This is a genomic window from Pelomonas nitida (assembly GCF_043555975.1).
GTDB lineage: Bacteria > Pseudomonadota > Gammaproteobacteria > Burkholderiales > Burkholderiaceae_C > Pelomonas > Pelomonas nitida.
The window spans coordinates 253964-277557 of sequence record NZ_JBIGIA010000002.1; the positions used below are offsets into that span (position 1 = coordinate 253964).

The following is a 23594-nucleotide window of genomic DNA, read 5'->3' on the forward strand; positions in this document are numbered from 1 at the left end:
GTCACTTCTTGGCCGGGGCCTTGGTCGAGCCGCCTTCCTTCTCGCAGCTGCCCTTGGCGACGTACTTCCATTCGTCGGGGGCCTTGTCCGTCTTGGCCTGACCGGCGCAGGAATGGCTGCCGCTGGCGGAGGCGCAGTCGTTCTGGCCGGCCTTGGCGATGCCGAAGCACTTTTCCTTGGCGGCATCGGCAGCCTGGGCCTGGGCGACGAGGCCGAGGGACAGCGCAGCGGCCAGGGCCGAGGAGACGAGAGCGGGATTCTTCATGGGACGGGACTCCGTGGTGTTGAGGGAAAAGCCGCCGATGATGCGGCGGCCGCCATGATGTCGCAAGCCGGCACCGGATCCTTACACTGCGCGCCGCCATGACCGCCACTTCGGACAAATCCCCGGACGCCGCGCCCGACCTGGGCCGGCAGATCGAAGCACTGCGCCCGGTGCTGATGAAGTACGCCCGGCTGCAGCTGCGCAACCCGGCCTGGGCCGAGGACGCCGTGTCGGAGACGGTGCTCGCTGCGCTCGAGAAGCCACAGGCCTTTGCCGGCGCGAGCCAGCTCAAGACCTGGCTCATCGGCATCCTCAAGCACAAGCTCATCGACCAGATCCGCAAGAACAGCCGCGAGCTGTCGACGTCAGCCGGCAGCGACGACGCTGATGACCTGGACGACCTGCTCTTCGCCGCCGACGGCCACTGGCGCGAGACGCAGCACGATTGGGGCAACCCCGAGGACGCGCTGCGGCAGATGGACTTCATGAAGGTGCTGGAAGCCTGCGTCGACAAGCTGCCGGGCCAGCAGGGCCGGCTCTTCATGATGCGCGAATGGCTGGAGCTGGAGTCCGACGAGATCTGTAAGGAACTCGCCATCACGCCGACCAACCTGTGGGTCATGCTGCACCGGGCCCGGTTGAGGCTGCGGGAGTGCCTGCAGACGGGCTGGTTCGGCAACACCACGATGGGAGGGGCGACTTGATCAAGCTGAAGATCACCTGCCGCGAAGCGACGCGGATCGTGCTGCAGGCCGAGGACCGCCGGCTGCCGCTAGCCGAACGGCTGTCGCTGCGGCTGCATCAGCGGGTGTGCAGCAACTGCCAGCGCTTTTCCCGCCAGGTCTCGCTGATGCGCCAGGCCAGCGCGCGCTGGCGGAGCGACGGCACGGACTGATCAGCTCGTCGGCGCGCCCTCATCGGGCCCGGCCGGCACCGGCAGCTCATCGGCCAGGGCGACGGCCAACGCCAGCCGGATCGCGTCGATCTGCGCCGCCAGGCCCATGCTGGGCACACAGGGTTGCGCGCGCGCGGCCTGCTCCGGCAGCGCCGGCAGGTGGATGAAGCCGCTGCGCACGCCCTGCCCTGCCAGCCGGTGCTGCAGCTCGAAGAAGATCTGGTTGCAGACGAAGGCGCCTGCCGACAGCGACAGCCCGGCGGGGTGGCCGGCGGCGCGCAAGGCGTCGCGCATCGCCTTGATGGGCAGCGTCGAGAAGTAGGCGGCAGGGGCATCGGCGCGAACGGGCACGTCCTGCGGGCGCTCGCCGGCGTTGTCGGCGATGCGGGCATCGATGAGGTTGACGGCCACCCGTTCGATGGACACCTCGGCGCGGCCGCTGGCCTGCCCCAGCGCGATGACCAGCCCGGGCCGCAGCGCCGCCAGCGCCTCACCCAGCACGGCCGGCGCGCCGGCAAAAGTGGTGGGCAGGCAACAGGCATGCACGGTGGCGCCGGCGATGAGCTGGCCGTCCAGCGCTCGCGCCACCTCCCAAGACGGGTTGATGGCCTCGCCGCCAAAAGGCTCGAAGCCGGTGAGCAGGATGTTCATGCCGCGATTGTCGGGATTGCCGGCCGATGTGTCGCATTTGCACGGGCGCGAAATTGCCGGCGACCTCCATAATCGTTTGCAATCGCTGCACACCCTGCCATGTCCGACGACGTTGCTGCCCCCCGCCCCAAGCTGCGCCTTGGCGATGTGCTCGTCGAGCAGCAGCTGATTTCCGCTGAGCAACTGGGGCAGGCGCTGGAGTTGCAGCGCGCCACCGGCAAGAAGCTGGGCCGCATCCTCATCGAAGCCAACCTCATCACCGAGGAAGCGCTGGCCCATGTGCTGGCCCGCCAGCTGCGCGCGCCTTTCGTCAACCTCAAGACCTTCCCGCTGAAGACCGAGCTCGTGCGGCTGCTGCCCGAGACGCCCGCGCGGCGCTTTCGCGCGCTGGTGCTGGAGGAGCGCGGCGATACGCTGCTCGTCGCGATGGCGGACCCGCTGGACCTGTTCGGTTTCGACGAGCTGGCCAAGCTCCTCAAGCGCCGGCTGGCGATGGCCGTCGTCGCCGACAGCCAGCTCGCCGCCGTCTACGACCGGCACTACCGCCGCAGCGACGAGATCTCCGGCCTGGCCAAGGCGCTGGAGAAGGACATCGGCGACGCGGTGGACTTCGGCACGCTGCAGGCGACGGTCGGCCAGGAAGGCGCGCCGGTCGTGCGTCTGCTGCAGTCGGTGTTCGAGGACGCGACGCGGGCCGGCGCGTCGGACGTGCACATCGAGCCGCAGGAAGGCGAGCTGCTGATCCGCAGCCGCATCGACGGCCTGCTGCAGACGCTCACGCAGGCCGACAAGCGCATCGCCCCCGCGCTGGCGCAGCGGCTCAAGCTGATGGCGGGCCTCGACATCGCCGAGAAGCGCCTGCCGCAGGACGGCCGCTTCACGCTGCGGCTGTCTGACCGCACGCTGGACGTGCGGCTGTCCACCATGCCCAGCCAGTACGGCGAATCCGTCGTCATGCGGCTGCTGGGCCAGGGCTCGGCGCTGCGCCGGCTGGCCGACATCGGCATGCCCGACGACATGCTCAAGCGCTTTCGCGAGCTGCTGGCCCGCGACGCCGGCATGATCCTCGTCACCGGCCCCACCGGCTCCGGCAAGACCTCCACGCTGTACGCCGCGCTGGCCGAGCTGGACGCCGAGAAGCTCAAGATCATCACGGCCGAGGACCCGATCGAGTACCGGCTGCCCGGGCTGACCCAGGTGCAGGTCAACGACCGCATCGACCTCAATTTCGCCAAGGTGCTGCGCGCCGCGCTGCGCCAGGACCCCGACGTCATCCTCGTCGGCGAAATGCGCGATGCCGAGACCGCCGAAATCGGCCTGCGCGCGGCCATCACCGGCCACCTGCTGCTCAGCACGCTGCACACCAAGGACACCGTGTCCACGCCCTTTCGGCTGCTGGACATGGGCGCGCCGCCCTTCATGGTGGCCACGTCGCTGCAGGCCGTGCTCGCCCAGCGACTGCTGCGCGGCGTCTGCAGGCATTGCGCCGAGCCACATCACGCCACGCCGCAGGAGCAGGCCTGGGTCAACGAGGTGCTGTCGCTCAACGGCGAGCCGCCGGGCGCCGTGCCGAGCCTGCGGGGCCACGGCTGCTCGGAATGCAACGGCACCGGCACGCAAGGCCGGCGCGGCATCTACGAGATGCTGGAGCTGGACCCCGACATGGCACTGGCCATCCAGCAGGGCGATGCCGGCGCCTTCCTGACCGCCGCGCGCCGGGCGCTCAAGGGCCGCACGCTGGCCGACCGTGCGCTGGCCCTGGTGCGCGACGGCAAGACCTCGCTGGCCGAGGCCATGCGCATCGGTGTGGACGCGGAATGAGTACGCGGGCCGAACGCCGGGCCACCCCCAAGTCGGCCCGCGTCCCCTCGGGGGATCATGCGACGTCCCCGTGGGATGAGGGGCTGACATGAACTTCGCGTTCAAGGGCCGCAATGGCCGCGGCGAACTCGTCGAAGGCATCGTCGACGCCGTGACCAGCGACGCCGTCGCCGCGCAGCTGATGGCCGGCGGTGTCGTGCCGGTCAGCATCGAGCCGACGCAGGAGGCCGTCAGCGTGGCGGACGACGGCGGCTGGCTGCAGGCGCTGCTGGCCCGCCCGGTCACGCAGGAAGACGCGCTGGTGCTGACACGCCAGTTCTACACGCTGCAAAAGGCCGGCGTGCCCATCCTGCGCTCGCTCGCCGGTCTGGAGGCGTCCACCAGCCATCCCGGCATCGTCAGCCTGCTGCAGGACGTGCGCGCCAGCCTGGACCAGGGCCGCGAGCTGGCCACCGCCTTCGCCCGCCACCCGGCCGTGTTCAGCCCCTTCTTCGTCGCGATGACCCGCGTGGGCGAGCTGACCGGGCGGCTGACCGAGGTGTTCCAGCGCCTGGCCGAGCACCTCGAGTTCGAACTCGACATCCGCGCGCGCATCAAGCAGGCGCTGCGCTACCCGACGATGGTGGTGGTGGCCATGGCCATCGCGCTGGTCATCATCAACCTGTTCGTTTTGCCGAAGTTCGCCGCCGTCTTCGCACACTTCCACGCCGAGTTGCCGCTGATGACGCGCGTGCTGCTGGGCTTCTCGGGCTGGACGGTGCGGTGGTGGCCGCTGGTCGTGGCCGTGGGCATCGGCGCGGCGCTGGCCTGGCGCAACTGGATCGCGACGACGCGTGGCCGCTACACCTGGGACCGCTTCAAGCTGCGCTTGCCGATTGCCGGCGACATCGTGCTCAAGGCCACGCTGGCCCGCTTCGCCCGCAGCTTCGCGCTCGCCGGCAGCTCCGGCGTGCCCATCAGCCAGGCCATGACCGTGGTGGCACAGACCGTGGACAACGCCTACATCGGCGCGCGCATCGAGCAGATGCGCGACGGCGTTGAGCGTGGCGAGAGCATCTCGCGCTGCGCCACCGCGGCCGGCGTGTTCACGCCCATCGTGCTGCAAATGATTGCCGTCGGCGAGGAGACCGGCGAGCTGGACACGCTGATGACCGAGATCGCCCAGATGTACGAGCGCGAGACCGACTACGCCATCAAAGGCCTGTCCGCGGCCATCGAGCCCATCCTGCTCGTCGTCATCGGCGCGCTGGTGCTGGTGCTGGCGCTGGGCGTGTTCCTGCCGCTGTGGAACCTCGGCCAGGCCGCGCAGGGCCGCGCCTGACGCCGCACGCGCCTGGCTCGGCCTGTGAAGCCTGCAACGGTTTGCAGACCTTGCCGAAGTGGGCCCCGAACTTGTGCGCAATTCACTTCCTTCTCGGCAGGTGCTGCCGGATAGTTCACTCACCGCCGACGACAGCGCCCTGCGCGCAGGAAGGATTCCTCATGAACAAGTCCCGCCAATCCGGCTTCACGCTCATCGAGCTCGTGATGGTCATCGTGATCCTGGGCGTGCTGGCTGCGGTCGCGCTGCCAAAGTTCGTCGGTGTGGACGACGACGCCAAGCTGGCCGCGGTCCAGGGCGTGGCTGGCGCGCTCAGCTCGGGCTCCGCCATCAACTACGCGTCCCGCAAGGCCAACAGCGCCAAGGGCGTGGCGATCGCCAACTGCTCCGACGTCGAGAAGACCATGCAGAGCTACACCGGCACCGCAGGCACCGGCCTGCCGTCGGGCTACACCATCACGGCGGCCGCCATCACCGCCGAAGCCACGGTCACCAACTGCGTCGTCACGGCCAACGGCAAGACGGCCAACTTCACCGCCACCGGCATCAACTGATGCCCCGGCCACGCAGCGCGCGTGGTTGGTCGAACCGGAGTACCGGTTTCACGTTGATCGAGCTCGTGCTCGTCATCGTCATCACGGCCGCCCTGGCGGTGTTCGCCCTGCCCAAGGTGCTGGACACAACGCTGTGGCGGCTGCGTTCGTTTGGCGATGACCTGATGGCGCGCCACCAGGCGATGTTGCGGCTGGCGCTGCAGCAGCGCCGCCCCATCGTCGCCACGATCACCGGCACCGGCGTCAGCTGGGCCTACGCCAGCGGCACCGGCCTGGGCAGCCTGAGCTGCCCCGCGGCCGAGTCGCCGTGCATCGCCGAGGGCGGCAGCCGCACGGTCACCTTCAACAGCGGCAACACCGGCGCCACGGCCACCAGCACGGCCGCGAGCCTGGCCATCACGGTGGCCTCGGGCAGCTACAGCCAGGGCTACCGCGTCGAGGTCGACACGGGGCTGATTCACCCCGTTCCTTGACGCTTGCGCGCTGGCAACGCCGCACCAGCCCGGATATTTCGCGAGGTCGGCCCGCGCCGACCTGCAACACCGATGAACACAGCGATCTCGCCGTTCAACCTGATATCCACTTTGGCTTCAGGGGCCTACGCGGGCTTGCGCGGCGCCAGGCTTGTCGGCTGCACCTCAACTCCTCGCCAATGCCTACGGGCATTGGCTGCGGCCGTCTCGGCGCATCCCCCGGCGCCTGACATCCGCGCAATTCCCGCGTACCTCGCGAAATATCCGGGCTAGCATGACCCGCATGCGCCGCCACCACCCGCCCCGGGGTCTCACGCTGATCGAGCTGCTGCTGTTCATCGCCGTCGTCGGCATCGCGCTGGCGGCGATGCTGCGGGTCTTCGTATCGGCCACTGCAGCGAGCGCCGACCCGATGATCCGCCGCCAGCAGCTCGCCATCGCCGAGTCGCTGCTGCGCGAGGTGCAGCTGATGCCCTTCACCTGGTGCGACCCTGAGGACGCCAACGTGCTGACGGCCACGGCGGCCGTCGTGTCGGCCAGCGGCTGCGCAGCGCAGGTGGAAGGCCCGGGCCCCGAGCCCGGCGAAAGCCGCTACGGCCCGGCCTACTTCGACAACGTCAGCGACTACCACGGCTTCTCGATGACCGGCATCAGCGACCTCACCGGCACCGCCGTGTCCGGGCTGTCCGGCTACAGCGCGCGCGTGGCGGTCGCCGCTGCGACGCTGGACACGCTCACCGCCGCCAGCGGCGACGCGCTGCAGATCACCGTCACCGTGTCCGGCCCCGACAGCAGCAGCGTGGTGCTGCAAGGCTGGCGAACCCGCTATGCGCCGCAGGCCCCGTTCTGAGCGCGGCTTCACGCTGATCGAGGCGGTCATGGTGATCGCCATCGCCGGCATCGTCATGGCCCTCGCCGCCATCTTCATCGTGCCTGCCATCACCGCCTATTTCGCGACGTCCGCACGGGCCCGTCTCGGTGACGAGGCCGACACCGCGCTGCGCCGCATCGGCCGCGACCTGACCGGCGCGCTGCCCAACAGCGTGCGCATCAGCGGCATGAGCGTCGAGCTCATCCCCATCAGCAGCGCCGCTCGTTACGCGGTGGGCACCGAGGCCGGCGACCCGCTGCTGTTCGGCACACCGGACACCAGCTTCGCCGTCGTCGGCCCGCCGCTGCGGCTGGCCAGCGGCAACCAGCGGCTGGCCTGGTACAACCTGGGAAGCGGCGTGCCCGATGCCGATGCCTACACGCTGGCCAATGTGCGCGTGGCGTCCAACGCGGCGGGCAGCACGAACAGCGTGACGATCTCGGGCGCCGCGCTGCCCAACGCCCTACAGGCGCCGCCCTACCGCGTCTACGCCATCGAGCAGCCGGTCACCTACCGCTGCGACACCGCCGCGCAGACGTTGACGCGCTACAGCGGCTACGGCTTCTCCACCGTCCAGCCCGACCCACCGACCGGCGGCAGCGCGGCCGTGCTGGCCCAGCACGTGACCGCCTGCAGCTTCAGCTACAGCACGGCCGCGCTCAGCGCCCGCTATGCCCTGGTGACGCTGAACCTGCAGCTCAGCGCCACCACCGGTGGCGGGCCCGAGACCGTCTCGCTGTACCACGCCGTCCACGTGGACAACCTGCCATGACGGCCCTCCCCCTACCGGCTTCGCCGGCCCCCTCGAGGGCGCGCCGCTGCGGGCCCCGCAAAGCCGGTTCCACGGCGGCCGCGCAGCAGGGCAGTCCGGCCTCGCGGGGCTTCACGATGATGTCCATGCTGTTCATCCTCGTCGCACTGGCCGCCCTCGGCCTGGCGCTGGCGTCACTGAGCCAGCGCCAGCAACTGGGCTCGGCCGGTGAGCTGGCCGCCGCCAAGGCCTACCAGGCGGCCTTCGCCGGCCTTGAGCTGGGCAGCCAGCAGATCCTGCGGGCCAGCGGGCAGCCGGCCTGCCCGTTCACGACCCGCAGCCTGGTGCTGCCCGACCAGCTGTCGGACTTCACCGTCACGCTGACCTGCACGCGCACGCCGGCGGCCGGCAGCGTGACCGATGACGGCCAGGCGCTGGCCTTCTACACGCTGCTGGCCACGGCCTGCAACATCCCGGCCAGTGGCGCCTGCCCCAACACCGCCACGGCGGAGCCCACCTATGCCGAACGGCAGCTGAGCCGGAGCCTGGGCAAATGACACGCAGAGCGAAAGCGCTGCTCTGCCGGCTGCTCGCCATGGCCGCACTGGCGCTGCCGGCCGCGGCCCAGGCCGCCAGCTACACCTTCCCCGGCAACATGCCCGGCGCCTGCAGCGGCAGCAATGGCAGCTACACCTGCTCGGCCTTCAACCTGGGCTATGGCGACACCGTCACGATCAGTGGCACCCGGCCGGCGACGATCACGATCAACGGCAACTTCGGCACCAACACCTCGCAGATCAACAGCGCCGGCAGCGCGGCCGACCTGTCGCTGGTCGTGAACGGCACGCTGACGCTGGGCTATCAGGCCCGCATCACGGCCAACATCACGGCGGCCAGCGTCATCGATGGCGGCGGCGGCAATGTCACGCTCAACGGCAACGTCACGGCCACCGGCGGCAACATCTCGCTGGCCTACGTGACCACCGTGTCCGGCAACGTGTCCACCAGCGGCACCGGCACCATCATGACGCCGCAAAGCGGCAGCATCGGCGGCAGCGTGTCGGCCGGCAGCGGCAGCATCACCATCGACGACAGCGGCAGCGTGGCCGGCAGCGTGACCGGCAGCGGCAACATCAGCGTGGGCTTCAACGCCGCCGTGGCCGGCAACGTCAGCACCAGCAGCGGCACCGTCAGCCTGGGCTACCTCGCCAGCGTGAACGGCAACGTCAGCACCAACGGCGCCGTCACGCTGGCGCAGTCCAGCGAGGTCGGCGGCAACATCGCCGGCGGCGCGGGCAACGTGTCGGTCGCGTTTCTCGCCAACGTCGTCGGCACGACGACCACCAGCACCGGCACCATCAACTTCGCGCAATGGGCGTCGGCACAGGCCTGCGTCAGGTCCACCGGCAGCGCCAGCATCACGCTGGGCTTTCAGAGCAACATCGACAGCGTCTGCTGCGGCAGCAGTTGCAGCAGCAGCTGCGTCATCAACAACTCCTTCTACGCGATGCCGCCGCTGTGCGCCGCGAGCACGGCACTGCTGGCGGACTACCGCATGGATGAAACGGCCGGCTGGAACGGCAGCAGCGGCGAGGTCAAGGACAGCAGCGGCAGCGGCTACAACGCCACCTCCGCCACCGCCTCGGCTGGCACGCCGCTGGCGACGACGGCCGGCGTGTCGCCCGCCTACGGCACGACCACCGCGGGCAGCTGCGGCTACGGCGTGTTCAACCGAACGCCCCCCGCCAACGCCGCCTACACCTACGTCCAGCTGCCCGGCAACTTTCCGACGCTCACGGGCAGCTTCACGCTGCTGGCGTGGATACGCAGCACCAACGCCGACCTGGCCGGCCAGCGCGTGGTGGCCCACGACGACAACCAGAACGGCTGGGCGCTCAGCCTGGGCGACGCCAGCAGCCCGCGGCTGCGGCTCTTCAACCGCAACGTCAGCCCCAGCGGCAGCGTGACCATCACCGGCAGCAGCGGCACCGGCGCCACCACCGCGAACTGCACCCACCTGTGCCTGGACAGCGCCGCCGTGCTGGCCGACAACACCTGGTACTACGTGGCCGCGTCGGTCGACACCGCGACCCGGCGCGTCAACCTGCAGGTCTACAACACCAGCGGCACGCTGCTGTCCGGCGCCAGCGTGGGCTACAGCGGCACCTGGGCCGTCGGCACCGGCGGCACGGTCGTGGGCGGCGAGTCCATCAGCTCCAGCGAGGGCCAGAGCAGCGCCTTCCACTTCAACGGCAACATCGACGAGCTGCAGTTCTACAGCGGCGTGCTGACGAGCACCGCCATCACGACCCAGCTCAGCCGCTCGCGCACCTGCCCGCTGCCGGCCATCGGCAGCTTCGCCATCACCGGCACCGGCGGCGCGTCCACCTGCTCGCCCCAGACCCTGACCATCACCGCGCGCGACAGCACGGGCGCCACGTTGACCGGCTACACCGGCACCATCAACCTCAGCACCAGTTCGGGCCGCGGCGTCTGGTCGGCCGGCGCCGGCCCCGCGCCCGCAGGCACGCTCAATCTCGGGGCCGCCAACAGCGGGCTGGCCAGCTACACGTTCGCTGCCGCAGACAACGGCGTCGTCAAGCTCCAGCTGGCCCACAGCCTGGCGCAGAACGTCACGGTCACCGTCGTCGACAGCGCCGTGTCCGCGTCGAGCAGTACGTCGGCCTCCATCAACTACCGCGACAACGCCTTCGTCTGGACGGAGGACGCCGCCAACCTCGTCACCGGGAGCTTCGTCGCCGTGGCCGGGCGCCCGCATGACCTGCGCGTGTCGCTGTGGAAGAAAGACCCCGCCACCGGCAACTGCGGCATCGCGACCGACTTCACCGGCAGCCGCACGCTCAAGCTCTGGCGCACCGACGGCGGCGGCGCGTGGACGGCGCCGACCGTGGTCAGCCCGGCGTTGACCGTTCCCCCCAGCCGCCCCGCGACGAACAACCTGACGCTCGCCTTCACGGCCGGCGTGGCCAATTTCAACCTGGGCAGCACCGACATCGGCCGCTATGCCTTCAACCTCGACGACGACTCGCTCGCCTATGCCGCCACCACCATCAGCGGCGCCAGCACGGAGCTGGTCGTGCGGCCCCTCGTGCTCGCCATCTCGGGGCTGACGGCCGGCAGCACTGCCAACCCCGGCGGCAGCGCGGCGACGGACAGCGTCTTCACCAAGGCCGGCGCCAGCTTCTCGGCCACCGTCGCCGCCTACCGCTGGAGCAGCGGCGCCGACGCCAACAACGACGGCGTGCCGGACGGCAGCGCCACGCTGGCCCAGGTTGCGGCCGGCGGCACGGCGCCGGGTTACGGCGCGGCCGTCACGCTGACGCCCGTTGCCGACTCGCAAACGCCAGCCGGCGTGCTGGGCACGCTGAGCAACAACGTCGTCGGTGGCTTCGCCAACGGCAGCGCGACGGCCACGACGCTGAACTACAGCGAGGTCGGCAGCTTCCAGCTCACCACGGCAGCCGTCGTGAAGAACTTCCTGGGCTCCACGCTGAGCCTGGATGCCGTCGTGTTCAACGGCGCCGGCGCGCAGTTCCCGGCGGCGCGCGTGGGCCGCTTCATCCCGGCAGGCTTTGCGCTCAGCAACGCCGGCTACACGCACCGGGTTGCGCAAAGCCCGGCCTGCTCGCCCGCCGCCAGCTTCACCTACCTGGATGAAGACTTCGGCCTGGCCTTCACGCTGACGGCACAGAACGCGAGCGGCGCGACCACGCAGAACTACATCGGCGCCTTCGCCAAGCTGGGCCTCACCGCACCGGCCAACTTCAACCTCGCGGGCATCGCCGGGTCTACCGCCTTCCGCGCGGGCGGCCGGCTGAGCACGGCCGCCACCGGCACCGGCAGCTGGCTCACCGGCACGAGAGCCGGCACGGCAGACATCGCGTTCAGCGCCCGCGCCCTGCGCACGGCCGCGCCCGACGGCCCGTTCGACATCGACTTCGGCATTGCGCCCGTCGACGTCGATGGCGTCGGCATGATGTCGTTCGACCTCGACACCATTGCGCCGACGGGTGCGGACGTGACCAAGGTCGGCACAATCCCTGTGCGCTTCGGCCGCCTGCGCCTCCAGAATGGCATGGCCCCGGCGAACCGGGCGCTCAACCTGCCGCTGGAAGCGCAGTACTGGTCCGGCACGGCCTACAGCACCAACATGTTGGATTCCTGTTCCCGCATCAGTGCCAGCAACCTCAGCTTCGGCAATCTGCGCAGGTCGCTGGCGGCAGACGACGCGGCCATGACCGGCACGTCCGTGACGCTGGCCGCCGGCAAGGCCAGCCTTGTCCTGGCCGCGCCGGCCGCCGGGCATGTCGGCACGCTGGACGTGGCCATCGCGCTGGACACCGCCGCTGACCTCTCCTGCCTCGCCAAGCCGCCGGCCTGGGCGCCTGCCAAGGCGGCCACCGCCGGGGCCAACCTCGCCGCGCTGCGCGGCCTGTGGTGCGGCAGTGGCAGCGCGAGCGACTTCCGCGACCCCAGCGCCCGCGCCACCTGGGGGCTCACACGCGGCGCCGACGGCGTCATCTACCAGCGGGAGAACTACTGATGCGCTGGCCCTGGTCTCCCCGCCGCAACGCCCACCGCCTGCTGCTGCGCAGCTTCGGCACGCAACACGCGTTCGTGCTGACCGACGGCCCGCCCGGCCAGCCAGCCAACGCCAGGCCCGTGCGGCTGCTGCGCTGGGGCTTGCTGCCCGAAGCCCACAGCATCGCCGCCGGCGAGGCCATCGCGCTGCTGGACCCGTCGGACTACCAGGTCCTCAAGGTCGACACGCCCTCGGTGCCGCAGGAGGAACTCAAGGCCGCGGCGCGCTGGCAGATCAAGGAGCTGGTGGACGTCGACGTCACCACGCTGACGCTGGACGTCATGCACGTGGGCGGCGACGTGGACGTGCCGCACCGCCAGCTGTTCGTCGTCGCCGCGCGCAATGAAGCCATCCAGTCGCTGACGCACGCGTCGGCGGCCGTGCATGCCCATGTCGGCATCGTCGACGTGTGGGAAACCTCGCTGCGCAATCTGCTGGCCGCCCAGGCCCTGGCCGACGACCTCGCCAGCCGCGCCTGCGCGGCCGTGTTCATCGACGCCGACCATTGCCTGCTGGTGGTCTGCATCGGTGCCGAGCTGTACTACACACGCCGCATCGAACGCGATGAACAGCTGCTCGCCCGCGCCAAGGGCGAAGCCGTGGAAGCGCCGGCGGCCGAGATGCCGCTGGGCTTCGAGTACCAGCCCGGCGACAGCTTCGACGGCGGCGCGCCGCAGGAGTCGCCGCTGGTCGTGGAGCTGCAGCGCTCCATCGACGTCTGGGAGCGCAGCTGGCCGTCGCTGCCGCTGGCGCGGCTGTACGTCGTGATGGCCGAACACGGCGCCGAGGTCGCGGCGCTCATCCAGCGCGAACTGGGCCAGCGCACCGTGGCGCTGGACCCGCTGGCGGCCTTCGCGCCCGGCGCGCCGCCCGCCGAAGGGCCGGCGGCCCAGGCCCTGGCCGCCTGCATCCCGCTGCTGGGCGCCGCGCTGCGCACCGACACGAGGGACCTCTGATGGCCCAGCAGATCAATCTCCTCACGCCCATCCTGCTGGCGCCCAAGCGCCATTTCTCGGCGCTGGCGCTGGCCCAGGCCACGGCGCTGGTGCTGCTGGCCTGCGTGGGCGCGGCGCTGTGGATTGCGCTGCGCGACCACCAGGCCGAGTCCGGGCACCGGGCGCTGCTGGCGCGGCTGGCCGCCGAGCGCGAGCAGCTCACGGCCGCGCGCGCCGCGCTGCCGGTGCCGAAGGACGGCGCCGCGCTGCAGTCGCAAGTGCGGGCACTGCGGGCCGGCAACGACGAACGTCGTGCCGTGCTGCAGATGCTGGCCATGGGTCACGGGGCGGACGAGCAAGCCGGCGGGCAGCGGCATTCCGACCTGCTGGCGCTGCTGGCGCGCAGCCTGCCGGACGCGGCCTGGGTGTCCGAGCTGAACTACGCGCCGGGTCGCGTCGAGCTCGTCGGCGGCACGCTGGACACCGCGGTGCTCAGGCCCTGGCTGGGCCAGCTGGCCGCCCACCCGCTGCTGGCCGGGCAGCAGTTGTCGGCGTTGCGGGTGGAGCAGCTGGGCACGGCGCCCGCCGGCGCGGCCAAGCCGCTGCTGGCCGGGGCCGGCCCGATCGCACAGGCCGGCCTGCCGGTGTGGGCCTTCCGCGTGGTCAGCGCGCCGGCCGGCGCGGCCTCGGGAGCAACGCGATGAAGGCTCCGCCGATCGACCTCGCATCGCTGCGCGCCGCCTGGGCCCGCCAGGCCCGGCGCATCGACGCGCTGAGCCTGCGCGAGCGCGCCATCGTCTTTCTCTGCATCGTCGCCGTGCTGGCGGCGCTGTTCGACACGCTGGTGCTGACGCCCGCCACCGCCCACGCCAGGCAGCGCGCCGACGCCCACAACCGCGTGGCCGCCGAGGTTGCACAGCTGCGCGAGCAATTTGTCGAAGCCAGCCGCAATGCCACCGACCCGGCCGCACAACTGCCCGGCCAGATGGACGCCGCGCATGCCGAGCGCGCCCGGCTCGACGCCGAGCTGCGCGCGGCCGGCTCGGTCGCTGGCGGCGAAGGCCTGTCCGCCGTGTTGCAGCGCCTGCTGGGCCGCCAGCCGGGCCTGACGCTGGAGCGGCTGACGCTGCTGGACGACCAGCCCGTCGCCGTGCCGCAGCCGGCGGCGTCCACCCCGGCCACGCCGCTGCCCGGCATGAGCTGGCAAGGCGTGGAGCTGCAGGTGGTGGGCCGCTACGACGACCTGCAACGCTATCTGCAGGCCCTGGAACGCGAGTTGCCCGGCCTGCGCTGGGGCGAGCTGCAGCTCAGCGGCTCCGGCAACGCGGAGCCGCCACGGCTGCGCGCCCAGCTCTTCTTGCTGAAGGTGCAGCCATGAAGACCTTGCCGCTGCTGGCCTTGATCGCCGCCCTGTCAGCCCAGGCCCAGGACGGCCCGCGCGACCCGACGGCCCTGCCTGCGCCGTTGCGCAGCGCGCTGGCCGCAGCCCAGGCGGCATCGGCCGCGTCGGGTGTGGACGACGGACGGGAAGGCATCCGCCAGCTCGTGTTCGCCAACGGGCGCGGTTATGTGGTGCAGCACGGCCGGCGCTACGCCGTCGGCGAGCTGCTGGACGGTGCCCGCATCGAGCGCATCACCGAGCAGGCCGTCTGGCTGCGCGAGGCCGGCCAGGTGCGGCGAGAGCCGCTGTATGCCGGCGTCGAGAAACGCCCACCGGCGCCCGCCCCCAAAGCCAGTGCGCCCAAGAAAACCAAGGAGAAGCAGCCATGAAGACTCCCGCTCCCCGTCTTCTGCTGCTGAGCGCGGCGGTCGCCTTGCTCGCCGCCGGGCTTTCGGGTTGTGCCGACAAGCCGCTGCAGATCGCCCAGCCCAGCCGCTCGCTGCGCGACGAACTGCAGGCGCAACGCCAGGCACCGCCTGCACAGGCGGCCTCCGCGCCCGAGGCCCAAGCGCAGGCCCAGCCCGTCGCGCCGCCCGCCCCCGTGCTGCCGCCGGAGCCGCGCTTCGATCTCATCGTCAACGGCGCCCCGGCGCGCGACGTCTTCCTGTCTCTGGTCAGCGACACGCGCTACAGCATGCTGGTCCACCCGGCCGTGGCGGGGCAGCTGTCCGTCACGCTCAAGGGCGTCACCGTGCGCGAGTCGCTGGACGCGATCCGCGAGGTCTACGGCTTCGACTACGCCATCGACGGCCGCCGCATCACGGTGTTCCCGCCGACGCTGCAGACCCGCGTCTTCACGATCAACGCGCTGGCGCTGCAGCGCAGCGGCCGCAGCGAGGTGCGCGTCAGCTCCGGGGCCGCCCCCGCCAGCAGCCAGGGGAGCCCAGGCAGTGGCGGCACGGCCGGCACCAGCGCCAATGGCAGCAGCACCAGCAGCACGCCGACCGTCATGCAGCAGGAGAGCAGCCAGCTCAGCACCAAGGTCATGAGCGACTTCTGGGCCGAGACGACGGCGGCGCTGAAGGCACTGGTGGGCGCCGGCGAGGGGCGCACCGTCATCGTGAGCCCGCAGACCGGCACGCTGGCCGTGCGCGCCATGCCCGAGGAACTGCGCCACGTGGAAGCCTGGCTCAAGGCCACGCGCATCGCCGTGGAGCGCCAGGTCATGCTGGAGGCCAAGATCGTCGAGGTCGAGCTGCGCGAGGGCTACCAGAGCGGCATCGACTGGTCTCGCGTGGGCGACCGCGGCGCCATCGGGCAGACCAGCGTCAACCCGTCCACGCCCACCGGCGTGAGCACCATCCTCAACCCGCTGGTGAGCAACACGCGCGGCCTGCCGGTGCTGTCCACCGGCACGCAGAGCCCGGCGTGGTCGGACCTGATCTCCGTCCCGTCGGCAGGCAGCGGTGCCTTCGGGCTGGCCATCTCGCGCGGCGGCTTCCAGGCGCTGCTGAGCTTTCTCGAGAGCCACGGCGACACGCAGATCCTCTCCAGCCCGCGCATCGCGACGCTGAACAACCAGAAGGCCGTGCTGAAGGTCGGCACCGACGACTACTTCATCACCGGCATCAGCGGCAGCAACAGCAGCACGTCCAGCACCACCGGCACGAACGGCACGACCAACCAGATCCCGACCCTGACGCTGACGCCCTTCTTCAGCGGCATCGCGCTGGACGTGACGCCTCAGATCGACGCGGCCGACACCATCACGCTGCACATCCACCCGTCGGTGTCCAACGTCACCGAGAAGGTGAAGGACGTGGACCTCGGTTCGGTGGGCAACTTCAGGCTGCCGCTGGCGAGCGCCAGCATCAACGAGACGGACACCGTCGTGCGCATCCCCGACGGCCACATCGTCGCCATCGGCGGGCTGATGCAGATGGAGGCCTCGCGGCGCGGCTCGGGGCTGCCGGGGGCGGACAGCAACCCGCTGACGTCCCTGCTGTTCGGCAACCGGGCCAACAGCGGCCGCAAACGCGAGCTGGTGGTGCTCATCAAGCCCAGCATCATCCGCAGCGCCGACGACTGGGAGCAGCACAACCGCCTCATCAGCGAGTCGCTGGACGACACCGAGACGCGCTCGCGCCGCGTCATCCGGCTGGACGGCACGGCCGAGTCGCGGCCCCGGTGAGCGACAGCCGGCGCTTCAGCGTCGCTCCGCACCGGCCAGCGGCAGAGCGCCCGGCAGGTGGGTGCGCCCCCAGCCCAGCAGCCGCTGCAGCGCCGCCGGCACGGCCAGCGGCTGCACGCCGTCCGGCACCCGCGCGAGCTCGAAGCGGCGCAGCTCGGGGCTGCTGAACACCGCGCCGTCATAGGGCACCAGCGCCCTGCCCCGGCCTTCCACGCCGGGCACCGCCTCGCGCCACGCCTCCAAGGTCGCAAAGCCGGCCTGGCAGCCTGGGGCGGCCAGGCCGTTCAGCGGCGCCCAGGTCACCAGCGGCTGGGCACTGCTGCCGGCACGCAGGTAGACGTTGCCATCGACGCGGGTCGTCATGGGCGCAGTGACGTTGCCGCAGGTCACCGGCGCCTGCTCCACGCGCAGCAGCGCGCCCTTCACCGACGCATCGGCCACGAACAGGTTGCCCTCCACGGCATGCCCCACGCGCTCGTCGACGCCCGGCCCCGTCTGCGGGTGCCAGCCGAAATGGTCGCCCTGCGCGCTGCGCTCGCTGCGGTCGATCAGCAGCGGTGAGTTCACGAAGGTGTTGTGCAACAGCTGGGCGCCCGCGCTGTTGAGGATGCGCACGCCCTGCTGGTTGTTGACGAACACGTTGCCGGCGACCGTGATGCCCTTGCTGATCTCGAAGAACAGCCCGGCCTGCGCGCCTTCGACGTAGTTGTTGACGAACACGCCGTCGACGTTGCCGACGTCGTACCAGACGCCGTTGGAATCGGGCTGCTCGACGATGAGGTTGTCGCGCACGGTCACGCGGTAGGACTGGTTGAAGATCTTCACGGCCGACGGGTAGTAGCCGGTGAGCTTCTCGACGTTGTTGCGCCGGATGATGTTGCGCTCGAGCAGCACGTCAGACGAGCCGATGACGTAGATGCCCTCGGTGCTGGTATCGCTGATCAGCGAGTTGCGGATCACCAGCCGGTCGCCGCGGAAGTAGCCCGCCACGCGCGAGCAATGCGTGATCGTGACGTCCTCCAGCAGCGTGCCGACGACTTCCTTGCCATGGTCGGCCTCGGGCGACGGCCCGATCGGGTCGTCGGTCGGCTCCTCGGAGACGGGCACGGCCGGCTTCTTGCCCTCGATGTCGATGGCCCGGTAGGCGTACTGCGTCAGCGTGATGCCGCGCAGCTTGAAGCCCTGGCGGTCCGACGGCTTGCCGTGCACCGCCCGCGACGGCCGATGCAGGGCCACGTCGTGCGCGGTGATCTCCACCTGCCGGCCCGCCGGGTCACGCCCCAGGTAGACATAGCCCTGGGCGTAGTCGATGAAGAAGCTCCGGGGGCCCAGGTCGCCCGGCCAGCCGGCGGACTGCAAGGCCTCGCCGTCGACGAACACCATGTCGTTGTTGAAGCGGTGCAGCGGCGTCAGCATGCCCTCGCGCTCGGCCCGCCACCAGCCCAGCGGCTGCGCCGGGAACAGCGTCGCCCAGCGCGTGCGCCACACGCCGTGGCCCAAGGCCTCCCAGGCCGTCGCCAGGCGTGTGCCCTTGAGCACCGGGGCTTCATCCAGGTAGGGCTGGATGGTGACGCCCTGGTTCAGCTGCAGGCCGCCCGTGCGGTAGGTGCCGCCGCGCAGCACGATGGCGTCGCCCGTGACGACGCGTTCGATGGCGGCCTCCAGGGTCGTCGGCTCGCCGGGGGTGGCGCCGCGCGCTTCGGCGCTGCCGTCGGGCGCGACGAAGTAGACGTGCGCAGCGGCGGGCACCGCGTAGCGCTGCGGCACCGGGCCATAGGGCCCGCCCGATGGCTGCGCCACGGCAAAGGGTGCGAGCAACTGGCCCGCCAGCAAGCCCAGTGCGGCGGCGGCCCGGCGCAGCTGGCGATGGATGTGGAACGGCGGCATGCGGTCTCCTCGCGCCACATCGGTAGCGCTAACAATTTTTATGCGCGCACGCTACCACCGTTTTCGGGCCGGCGCCCGTGCTGGCCGTCAGCGCGGCTTCGGGCCCACCAGCCCCAGCGCCAGCGCGATGCCCACCAGCACGATGGCGCCGCCAGCCACCATCTGCGCCGTGACCGCCTCGCCCAGGAACAATGCGCCCCACAACATGGCGAACAGCGGGATCAGGAAGGTCACCGACACCGCGTTCGTCGGCCCCACCCGGCTCATGAGCCTGAAGTACAGCAGGTAGGCCAGCGCCGTGCACAGCGCCGCCAGTGCGGCCACCGCGCCCCAAGCCACGGCGCCCGGCAGCGTGGCCGGCCAAAGCCAGGCGGCCGGCAGCGCCAGCATCAGGGCTGCGGCCGCCTGGCTGCCGGTGGCCACGACCAGCGGCGGCACGCCCGACACCAGCCGCTTGGTGGCGTTGGCGGCGATGCCGTAGCACAGCGTCGCCAGCGCGCAGGCCAGCACGGCCCAGAAGCCGCTGTGATCGGCCCCGGCCTTGAAACTCGCCTTGTCCCACGCGAGGAAGGCCACACCGGCGAAGCCGATGACCAGCCCCAGCACGCGCCAGCGCGTCAGCCCCTGCCGCAGCCACACGAAGGCGACGACGGCGGTCCACAGCGGCGTGGTGGCGTTGACGATGCTCGACAAGCCCGCCGTGATCGACAGCGCCGCGAACGAGAACAGCGCGAACGGCACGGCGCTGTTGAGCGCGCCGATCAGCAACAGGCCACGCCAATGCGCCCGCAGCTCACCGAGCTGGCCGCGCACGGCGAGCAGCGGCAGCAGCATCACGCTGGCCAGGCCCACACGCACGGCGGCGAGCGCCACCGGCCCGAACTCGTGGGCGCCAAGGCGCATGAACAGGAAGGACGCGCCCCACAGCGCCGCGAGCAACACCAGCTCGCCGATGTCGAACGCCTTCATGCGCCGGCCCCCTCCAGCGCCAGCAGCGCCCGCTTGCGGTCCAGGCCGCCTGCATAACCCGTCAGTGAACCGTCGGCGCCCACGACACGGTGGCAGGGCACCAATACGGAAATCGGGTTGCGGCCCACGGCGGCCCCCAGCGCCCGCGCCGCGCCGGTGTGGCCCAGCCGCTGGGCCAGCGCGCCGTAGGTGGCCGGGTGGCCCGGCGTGATCGCCAGCAGCTCACGCCACACCGCCCGCTGGAACGCCGTGCCTGCCGGGTCCAGCGGCGGCAACGTGAACGGCCGTCCGTCGAAATAGGCCGCCAGCGCGGCGGCCGTGGCCGACAGCACGGGGTCGCTGCCATCGTCCAGCGGCACCTGCAGCGGGCCCGGGTGGTGCTTCTGGCCGTCGAACCACAGGCCGGACAGGCCGGCGGCACTGCGCGCTGCGGTCAAGGGGCCGAGCGGCGTGTCGATGCGGCGCTGCAGGCTGTGGTGGGTTGCGTTCATGCGTGTCTCCAGAGATGCAGGACGGCGTAGCTGCGGTAGGGCCGGTAGCGTTCGGCGGCAGCCAGGTAGGCCTTGGGCGACAGCGGTGGCGCGCCGTCGGCACTCAAGGCGCGGCGCAGCACGACGTCGCCCGGCGGGAAGCTGTCGGGCCAGCTCCAGCCGCGCATCAGCATGTAGCTCGCCGTCCACGGGCCGATGCCCGGGATCTGCATCAGCTCGGCGGCGGCAGCCTCGGGCGTGCCCTCGCGGCGGGCGAAGGCCAGCGTGGGCCAGCGGCGCGCCAGCGCGATGAGGCTGTCGGCCCGGCGGCCGATGATGCCCAGCGAGGCGATGTCGTCACGGCTGGCCTCGGCGATGCGCGCCGGCGCCGGGAACAAGCGCTCGCAGCCTGGCGGCGCGTCCGGCAGCGGCTCGCCGAAGCGCTCGACGAAGCGGCCGGCGAGCGTGCGGGCTGCCGCCACCGTCACCTGCTGGCCCAGCACGGCACGCACGGTCAGCTCGAAACGGTCCACACAGCCCGGCAGGCGCTGCCCCGGCACGGCGCCGTCGCCCAGTGCCGTGGCGATGGCGGCGGGGTCGGCGTCCAGGTCCAGCCAGCGGCGCAACAGCGGCGCCACGGTGGCGACCGCCGGCCACAGCGTGGGCGACAGCTCGGCCAGCACCTCGCCCCGCCCGGCGACTGGCGGCGCAAAGCGCACCCGCAGCCAGCCGACATGTCGGCGCCCGCCATGCATGACCGCGAGCGACCGCGTGACCGCGCCCTCCTCCACCCGCTCCACGCCCACGATGGCGCGCGGTGCCAGGAAGGCGATGACGCCGGCCACGTCGTACGGCGGCCGGTAGCCCAGCCGCAGCCGTGACGGCGGCTCGGTGCCGCCGCCCTCACGGCGCAGCGCCGTCGGCTGCAGCCGGTAATGCTCGATGAAGGCCGCATTGAAGCGCCGCGGGCTGGCGAAACCCGCCGCCGAGGCCACGTCCTGCACCGGCAGCGTGCTGTCGGTCAGCAAGGCCTTGGCCAGCAGCAGCCGGCGCGTCTGCAGGTATTGCAGCGGCGACACGCCGTGCTCGGCCTGGAAGATGCGGCGCAGGTGCCGGCTCGTGATGCCCAGATGGCGGGCCAGATCTTCGACGCTGGCCTGGGCGTCGTCGCAGGCGTCCAGCCAGGCTGCCGCCTGGACGGCCAGCGTGCGTGAGGCGTCCGCCGTCGACCACGGCAGCGCGCGGGGCGCCAGCTCGGGCCGGCATTTCATGCACGGCCGGAACGCGGCGGCCTCGGCCTGCGCCGCCGTCGAGAAAAAGAGGCAGTTCTCGCGCCTGGGCAGCCGCACGCGGCAGACCGGGCGGCAGTAGATGCCGGTGGACGTGACGCCCACATAGAGCCGCCCGTCGAAACGCGCATCGCGCGCCTGCAGGGCGGCGTAGGCGGCGTCGGGGGGCAGGAGGGGCGAGGACATGCGGCCAGTCTAGGTGGCCCTGCTGCCAGGGAATGGCAGTTTCCGGACATGCCGCCCCGCTGCGCAGCGGCGCCCTGCCGCGCCGCCTGACGCCACGGTCACATGGCCTTGAACAGGTGCACGTAAGCGCGGCTGACGGGCAGCTCGTTGTCGCGGCCGCGGATGCGCACGAACAGCCGGCTCTGCTCGTCACGGCGCGTGCCGGCGAGGTGGTCGAGGTTGATGATGGTGGACCGATGCACCTGCCAGAAGCGGTCGGGGTCGAGCTGGCCGGCCAGCTCGAAGATGGGCGTGCGGATCAGGTGCTCGGCCGTGGCCGTCTGCACAACGGTGTATTTGTCGTCGGCATGGAAGAACAGCACGTCGTCCACGGGCACCTGGTGCACCAGCTCGCCCTGCGCGGCCCGGATGTAGCGCAGCCGCGCCGGCGTGCCCCCTGCCAAGGTTGCCGCCGCAGCGGCCGGCAACAGGCGCCGCAGCGTCTCGGCCAGCGCGCCATCCCCGGCGGGCGCTGCACGGCGCAGGCGCTCGACGCAGGCGGCCAGGCGGTCGGCCTTCAGCGGCTTGAGCAGGTAGTCGACGGCGCGCGCGTCGAAGGCCTCGACGGCGTACTGGTCATACGCCGTGACGAACACGACGCGCGTACCGCCCTCTATGCCCTGCGCCACCTCCAGGCCGGTCAGGCCCGGCATCTGGATGTCCAGGAAGGCCAGGTCGGGCTGCAGTTCGGCGATGGCGTCGGCGGCCTCGATACCGTTGGCGGCGACCTTCAGGATCTGCAGGTCGGGCCAGGCCTGCGCAAGCTGGGCTTTGAGGTACTGGGCCAGGTGGGGTTCGTCGTCGGCGATGAGGGCGGTGGTCATGGCTGGGGCTGAGCTGCGGGAAGTGGGAACTGGATACGGGCGAGCGTGCCGCCGCCGTCGCGCGGCAGCAGGTCCAGGCGGCTGCTGGGGCCGAATCGCGCCGCCAGGCGTTCGCGGATGTTGGCCAGCGCCACGCCGTTGCCGGCGCGCCGCCGCGGGCCGTCCAGCCCTTGGCCATCGTCGGCCACCTCGATCCACAAGCGTCCGTCGACCTGACGGGCAGTGACGGACACGGTGCCACCGGCCACCTGCGGCTCCAGGCCGTGGTGGATGGCGTTTTCAACGAGCGGCTGCACCAGCAGCGGCGGCAGCGGCACCTGGGCCAGCTCGGCCGGCAGGGACATGGCCAGCTGCAGGCGCTGGCCCATGCGCAGCTGCATGAGGCCGAGGTAGGCCTCCAGCATCGCGAACTCCTGCGCGAGCGTCGTCGACTCGCCGCGCATCTGGCCCAGGCTGGCGCGCAGGTAGTCGGTGAAGCGCTCCAGCATGAGCTTGGCCCGCTCGGGATCGAAGTCGATCAGGCTCTGCACATTCGCCAGCGTGTTGAACAGGAAGTGCGGCTCGATCTGCCCCTGCAGCAGCCGCAACTGCGCCTCGTTGATGCGCGCCTGCATCAGCTGCTGCTTGAGCCGGGCCCGGTAACGCCAGGTCATCAGGACCGAGATCACCAGCGAGATCAGCAGGAACTGCCGCCAGAAGCCGAAGCTGCCCAACAGGTCGCGCAGCTTGGGCACCGTCCAGAACACGTCCACCAGCATCAGGCCGATGACGATGCCCGCCAGTGAGCAGCCGATCGACAGCGTCGAGAAGAACACCGCCGAGCGCCAGTCGCGCCAGCCCATGATGCGGTCCAGCCAGCGCTGCGGCGCGAGCTTCTCGAAGCTGCGGAACACGATGAAGAAGCAGAGCATCACGCACGAGCTGATGAGCATGTTGGCGGGCAGCTGCTCCTGCCACCAGCGCGGCGTGCCGAGATAGCCCTGCTGCAGGCCGGCCAACACGGCGAAGGCCACGCCGAAGACCGTCGCCCAGATGGCGTAGATCAGCACGCGAAAGCGCGCCCGGTCGGGCCGGTGCTTCATCAGCAGGCGCTGGTGGCGCACCGCCTGACTGAACTCTTCAAGGAATGTCATGGAGCGTGAGTTTAGGAAGCGCCGCCGCCCTGCCCCCTGGATGGGTGACGGATCGACGAGACGGCCGACGAATGGACAGCCGCCC

General features: G+C 71.2%; 23 protein-coding genes. 15 read left to right on the forward strand and 8 right to left on the reverse strand.

Annotated elements, in window-relative coordinates; genetic code table 11:
* Position 1: 1 nt before the first annotated feature.
* On the reverse strand, positions 2-265 hold the full coding sequence (locus tag ACG00X_RS03670; RefSeq protein ID WP_394486602.1) for a BufA1 family periplasmic bufferin-type metallophore: 264 nt from the start codon (positions 263-265) through the stop codon (positions 2-4).
* 98 nt (positions 266-363) lie between these two features.
* Here ACG00X_RS03670 and ACG00X_RS03675 point away from each other — a divergent pair, with 98 nt between their 5' ends.
* Both ACG00X_RS03675 and ACG00X_RS03680 read left to right on the forward strand, forming a co-directional pair.
* Complete coding sequence (locus ACG00X_RS03675; protein WP_394486603.1) at positions 364-969, forward strand: sigma-70 family RNA polymerase sigma factor; 606 nt, start codon at positions 364-366, stop codon at positions 967-969.
* Complete coding sequence (locus ACG00X_RS03680; RefSeq protein WP_394486604.1) at positions 966-1160, forward strand: anti-sigma factor family protein; 195 nt, start codon at positions 966-968, stop codon at positions 1158-1160. Before ACG00X_RS03675 ends, ACG00X_RS03680 begins: the two co-directional genes overlap by 4 nt.
* Here ACG00X_RS03680 and pcp read toward each other — a convergent pair whose 3' ends face one another.
* Positions 1161-1811 carry a pyroglutamyl-peptidase I gene (gene pcp / locus ACG00X_RS03685; RefSeq protein ID WP_394486605.1) on the reverse strand — a complete coding sequence of 217 codons (651 nt, stop codon included), beginning with the start codon at positions 1809-1811 and terminating at the stop codon, positions 1161-1163.
* A gap of 99 nt (positions 1812-1910) precedes the next feature.
* Between pcp and ACG00X_RS03690 the strand changes: the two genes are divergently transcribed.
* The 13 genes from ACG00X_RS03690 to ACG00X_RS03750 all read left to right on the forward strand — a co-directional run bounded on the left by ACG00X_RS03690 (position 1911) and on the right by ACG00X_RS03750 (position 16712).
* Entirely contained in the window at positions 1911-3632 is a 1722-nt protein-coding gene (locus ACG00X_RS03690) for a GspE/PulE family protein (protein ID WP_394486606.1), read from the forward strand.
* A gap of 88 nt (positions 3633-3720) precedes the next feature.
* Positions 3721-4953 carry a type II secretion system F family protein gene (locus ACG00X_RS03695; protein ID WP_394486607.1) on the forward strand — a complete coding sequence of 411 codons (1233 nt, stop codon included), beginning with the start codon at positions 3721-3723 and terminating at the stop codon, positions 4951-4953.
* A gap of 161 nt (positions 4954-5114) precedes the next feature.
* Positions 5115-5507: a type II secretion system protein gene (locus ACG00X_RS03700; protein WP_394486608.1), complete on the forward strand. Its 393-nt coding sequence runs from the start codon at positions 5115-5117 to the stop codon at positions 5505-5507.
* The gene (locus ACG00X_RS03705) at positions 5507-5980 is read left to right on the forward strand and encodes a pilus assembly FimT family protein (protein WP_394486609.1); all 474 of its coding nucleotides are present in this window, start codon (positions 5507-5509) and stop codon (positions 5978-5980) included. The genes ACG00X_RS03700 and ACG00X_RS03705 overlap by 1 nt, the downstream gene beginning before the upstream one ends.
* A gap of 283 nt (positions 5981-6263) precedes the next feature.
* Positions 6264-6830, forward strand: a complete 567-nt coding sequence (locus tag ACG00X_RS03710) for a type IV pilus modification PilV family protein (protein ID WP_394486610.1) — start codon at positions 6264-6266, stop codon at positions 6828-6830.
* The gene (locus ACG00X_RS03715; protein ID WP_394486611.1) at positions 6808-7623 is read left to right on the forward strand and encodes a PulJ/GspJ family protein; all 816 of its coding nucleotides are present in this window, start codon (positions 6808-6810) and stop codon (positions 7621-7623) included. The genes ACG00X_RS03710 and ACG00X_RS03715 overlap by 23 nt, the downstream gene beginning before the upstream one ends.
* A gap of 125 nt (positions 7624-7748) precedes the next feature.
* On the forward strand, positions 7749-8159 hold the full coding sequence (locus tag ACG00X_RS03720; protein WP_394486613.1) for an agglutinin biogenesis protein MshP: 411 nt from the start codon (positions 7749-7751) through the stop codon (positions 8157-8159).
* Entirely contained in the window at positions 8156-12166 is a 4011-nt protein-coding gene (locus ACG00X_RS03725) for a DUF6701 domain-containing protein (protein WP_394486614.1), read from the forward strand. The genes ACG00X_RS03720 and ACG00X_RS03725 overlap by 4 nt, the downstream gene beginning before the upstream one ends.
* On the forward strand, positions 12166-13161 hold the full coding sequence (locus ACG00X_RS03730; RefSeq protein ID WP_394486615.1) for a hypothetical protein: 996 nt from the start codon (positions 12166-12168) through the stop codon (positions 13159-13161). Before ACG00X_RS03725 ends, ACG00X_RS03730 begins: the two co-directional genes overlap by 1 nt.
* Entirely contained in the window at positions 13161-13844 is a 684-nt protein-coding gene (locus ACG00X_RS03735; protein ID WP_394486616.1) for a PilN domain-containing protein, read from the forward strand. The genes ACG00X_RS03730 and ACG00X_RS03735 overlap by 1 nt, the downstream gene beginning before the upstream one ends.
* Positions 13841-14518: a hypothetical protein gene (locus tag ACG00X_RS03740; RefSeq protein ID WP_394486617.1), complete on the forward strand. Its 678-nt coding sequence runs from the start codon at positions 13841-13843 to the stop codon at positions 14516-14518. The genes ACG00X_RS03735 and ACG00X_RS03740 overlap by 4 nt, the downstream gene beginning before the upstream one ends.
* Positions 14515-14910 (forward strand): hypothetical protein, encoded by a 396-nt coding sequence (locus ACG00X_RS03745; protein ID WP_394486618.1) that lies wholly within the window; start codon positions 14515-14517, stop codon positions 14908-14910. Before ACG00X_RS03740 ends, ACG00X_RS03745 begins: the two co-directional genes overlap by 4 nt.
* Positions 14907-16712, forward strand: a complete 1806-nt coding sequence (locus tag ACG00X_RS03750) for a secretin N-terminal domain-containing protein (RefSeq protein WP_394486619.1) — start codon at positions 14907-14909, stop codon at positions 16710-16712. The genes ACG00X_RS03745 and ACG00X_RS03750 overlap by 4 nt, the downstream gene beginning before the upstream one ends.
* A 15-nt stretch (positions 16713-16727) precedes the next feature.
* Here ACG00X_RS03750 and ACG00X_RS03755 read toward each other — a convergent pair whose 3' ends face one another.
* From ACG00X_RS03755 to ACG00X_RS03780, 6 genes are all read right to left on the reverse strand, one after another.
* Positions 16728-18599, reverse strand: coding sequence for a right-handed parallel beta-helix repeat-containing protein (locus ACG00X_RS03755; RefSeq protein ID WP_394486620.1), 1872 nt, complete (start codon positions 18597-18599; stop codon positions 16728-16730).
* Between the two features lie 87 nt (positions 18600-18686).
* Complete coding sequence (locus ACG00X_RS03760) at positions 18687-19568, reverse strand: DMT family transporter (RefSeq protein ID WP_394486621.1); 882 nt, start codon at positions 19566-19568, stop codon at positions 18687-18689.
* Entirely contained in the window at positions 19565-20059 is a 495-nt protein-coding gene (locus ACG00X_RS03765; RefSeq protein ID WP_394486622.1) for a methylated-DNA--[protein]-cysteine S-methyltransferase, read from the reverse strand. The genes ACG00X_RS03760 and ACG00X_RS03765 overlap by 4 nt, the downstream gene beginning before the upstream one ends.
* Positions 20056-21513: a DNA-3-methyladenine glycosylase 2 family protein gene (locus ACG00X_RS03770; RefSeq protein ID WP_394486623.1), complete on the reverse strand. Its 1458-nt coding sequence runs from the start codon at positions 21511-21513 to the stop codon at positions 20056-20058. Before ACG00X_RS03770 ends, ACG00X_RS03765 begins: the two co-directional genes overlap by 4 nt.
* A gap of 98 nt (positions 21514-21611) precedes the next feature.
* Positions 21612-22376 carry a LytR/AlgR family response regulator transcription factor gene (locus tag ACG00X_RS03775; protein WP_394486624.1) on the reverse strand — a complete coding sequence of 255 codons (765 nt, stop codon included), beginning with the start codon at positions 22374-22376 and terminating at the stop codon, positions 21612-21614.
* Positions 22373-23509, reverse strand: coding sequence for a sensor histidine kinase (locus ACG00X_RS03780; RefSeq protein WP_394486625.1), 1137 nt, complete (start codon positions 23507-23509; stop codon positions 22373-22375). The genes ACG00X_RS03775 and ACG00X_RS03780 overlap by 4 nt, the downstream gene beginning before the upstream one ends.
* Positions 23510-23594 lie beyond the last annotated feature (85 nt).